This window comes from Anaerolineae bacterium (genome assembly GCA_014360855.1).
Classification (GTDB): Bacteria; Chloroflexota; Anaerolineae; order JACIWP01; family JACIWP01; genus JACIWP01.
In genome coordinates this window covers 1-3,130 of the sequence record JACIWP010000327.1, presented here as the reverse complement: position 1 = coordinate 3,130, position 3,130 = coordinate 1, and the positions used below count along the sequence as shown (strand labels likewise).

General features: G+C 65.7%; 3 protein-coding genes. All 3 read left to right on the top strand.

The annotated features are described in order from the left end of the window. Nucleotides 1-1,250 (top strand): hypothetical protein (locus H5T60_13490; GenBank protein MBC7243444.1); only part of this gene is annotated, 1,250 nt, incomplete at its 5' end. 9 nt (nt 1,251-1,259) lie between these two features. Then, nucleotides 1,260-1,958: a hypothetical protein gene (locus H5T60_13485; protein ID MBC7243443.1), complete on the top strand. Its 699-nt coding sequence runs from the start codon at nt 1,260-1,262 to the stop codon at nt 1,956-1,958. Between the two features lie 45 nt (nt 1,959-2,003). Beyond that, nucleotides 2,004-3,130: cellulase family glycosylhydrolase (locus tag H5T60_13480; protein MBC7243442.1), on the top strand; the 1,127-nt coding region annotated here is incomplete at its 3' end.

Below are 3,130 nucleotides of genomic sequence, written 5' to 3'. Positions count from 1 at the left end.
ACATCCTCCTGAGGGCGGAGGGCGCGGCGTCCCTGGCCATCCAAGCGCACATCATCTCCTCGATGGAGGAGCACCGCTTCTGGCAGTACGGCTATTTCATCCAGCCGTATGACCCGCAGAAGCCCCCGCGCACGCTTGATGACATCTGGCCCGGCTTCGCCCATGAGACGCATCAGCCGCCGCTGTATTACTGGCTGGCCGGCCGGCTGGTGCGCTGGAGCGGCCTGGGGGATGCGGCGGCGCAACTGCGGCTGGTGCGCTGGTTCTCGGCACTGCTGGGCGCCGGCATTGTGGTGATGGCGTGGCTGGCTGGCCGAAGGCTCTTTCCGCATCATCCCGGCCTGGCGGCCGGCATCGCGGCCTTCACGGCCGGCCTGCCCATGTTCGCCTTCATCCACGCCGCCGCCAATAACGATAACCTGGCGGCCTTCTTCTCCGCGGGGGTCTTCGTGTTCGGGGCCGGCGCCCTGCGGGAACGCCTGACATGGGGCAGGGTGGGGGGCATGCTGGCCTGCGCTGTGCTGGCGCTCCTGACCAAGCGCACCGGCTTCATCGCGCCGGCGGCTTTCGTGCTCATCCTCATCGGTGCGCTCTGGCCGCGGAGCGGCGGCCGGCGCTGGATGTGGATCACCGCGGGAATCCTGGCTGGCCTGCTGGTGACAGCCGGCGGGATAATGCTCTGGCCGGCCGGCCGGGCACTTGCGGCGGCGCTGTGGCGCTTTTTCCATCTGCCCCGTGATGTGGTAGAATTGCTTATCAGCGGCGAGTATGCCGAGGCCCTGGTTCGCACGCCCTATCTCTACTATTCCCGCCTGATCTTCGAGAGCTTCTGGGCCCGGTTCGGCTGGTTGAACGTGCGCCTGGCCGAGGGGTGGTATGTTGCCCTGCTGGGGCTGTGCACTGCCGCCGGCGCCGGCCTGCTCAAGGGCCTGGGAGGCCTGGCGCGGGGGGAGAGGCCGGCGGAACGGTATCTGTTGCGCGCTCTGGTCGTCTACCTGTTGATAGCGATTGCCGCCCTGGTGCTCATCATGGCCAAAGAGGTGCTGTACCTGAGCTACCGCTTTGGTGTGGTGCCGCAGGGACGGTACCTGTTCCCGGCGCTCATCCCGCTCTCGACGTTGTTCGTGTGGGGTATGCGAGAATGGGTGCCGGCGGGCTGGTACAGGCTGGCCGGCTGGGCCGGCGGGCTGGCCTTACTGCTGTTTGATGCCCTGTGCCTTATAGGTTACGTCATTCCATTCTACCACTGAGGCTGTGCGATGGGCGCGGACGATAACATGTCGGGTTCCCCGGAAGGGCGCCGGCGGAGCCACGGACTGCAGTGGCTGGCGGCGGACATCCTGGTCGTTCTGTTGACAGTGCTGGTGCTCACCTGGCCGGCCGGAGGACGCTCCGCGGTATCCGCTGCCTTCCTGCCGGCGGAGGTGACGGCCGGGGATTTTCTGCCGCTGTTCCGCGCCCCTTTCCAGTGGGAGACGACCCCCCCGACGCCGACCCTGCCGCCCACGGCTACCCCTGCGCCGCCGACACCTACGCCGCGTCCGACGGACACGCCTCTCCCTCCGCCGCCGACCGCGACCTTCACGCCGGCCCCACCGCCGACCCATACGCCCACACTGCCTGCGACGGAGACGCCCACCTATACGCCGGCGCCCGCGGTTACCATGACGCGTACACCTACCAGTTCACCTACATCATCCCCCACACCTACAACTGCCGTGCCGCCGACCAGCACGCCTTCTCCCACGGCCAGCGCCACCTGGACGCCGGCGCCGCCCACGGCGACAGTGACTCCCCCGGCTACAGCGACATTAGCGCAGACGGAACCCCTGCCTGTGAGCACGTCGGCGGCCGCACCGCGCCAGGCGCGCCTCGAGGGATATATCCTGCTGGCGATAGCGGCGCTGGGTGCCGGCGTCACCGCGGCATTATGGCTGTTAGCGCGCCGGCGGCGCTGAGCGCCGCGATGGGTTGCACCATATTCCTAGATTGAGGTTCAGGACATGCGACGTTCACATCTTCTCGCCGTCATCCTTACCGCCGTCCTCTTGATGGGTTGGGGCCTCGGTCAGATAAGCTGGGGGCAGGGGAGCCTGCCGAACTGGCCGCCGGCATCCCCCTTCGGGGTGGACATGCGGGGCACCATTGACGAATCCCAGGGGCTTTCCTATGCGGTGAGCGCCGGCACCCGCTGGGTGCGCATCAAGCTCTCCTGGGATAATGTGGAGCCGGCCCGATCGGATCCTCCCCAGTACCGATGGTCGTTCTATGACACCATTTTCCGCAGGGCGGCCGAGGCCGGCCTCCAGCTCGTCGTGACCATCCGGGATAACCCCTCTTGGGCGGCGGCGACGCGCTGTGGGCCGCTGTATAACCCGAATGACCTGGCGCGCTTCGCCCGCGCGGCGGTGGAGCGCTACAGCCAGCCCCCGTACAACATCAAGGTCTGGGAGCTGTACAACGAACCGGATAACATGCGCACCGACGGCTGGTTCGAGAATCTCGGTGGGTGCTGGGGGAACGCCGGCCGCGCCTACGCCGACATGCTGAAAGTAGTCTATCCCGCCATCAAGCAGGCGGACCCGCAGGCCATCGTGCTGATCGGCGCGCTGGGGTATGAGTTCCGCTATGTGGACCACCTGAACATGAACTTCCTGGACGATGTCCTGCGCGCCGGCGGCGGCCTATATTTCGATGTGATGAATTTCCATTATTTCCACGAGTACCATGCCAACTGGGATAATCCTACCACGCAGAGGTTTGATCTTCAGGGGAAACTCGATTCGCTGAAGGGGGTGCTCACACGCAACGGCGTGCAGATCAAACCCTTTGTCATCACGGAATTGGGACATCCGTACGCCGGCCCGCCGGCGGAAGGCTATACCCCGAAGGGCAACTCGCGCTATGTGGTACAGGGGAACGTGCGGGCGATTGCCGATGGCATCGGCATCATCATCTGGTATCAGATGGTGGACGGTCCAGAGGATGTGCGTCTCTACGGCCTCTTGGACGCGGAGTTGGTCCCCCAGGCCGGCTATGACGTGTACCGCTTCCTGATAGGAAAGCTGAACGATGCGGCGTACATCGGCCCGTATCAGAAGAGCACCTATGGCCTGGAAGCCTATCAGTT

Coding starts and splice junctions, on each gene's coding strand:
- H5T60_13485 (MBC7243443.1), top strand. CDS start 1,260: ATGGGCGCGGACGATAACATGTCGGGTTCCCCGGAAGGGCGCCGGCGG.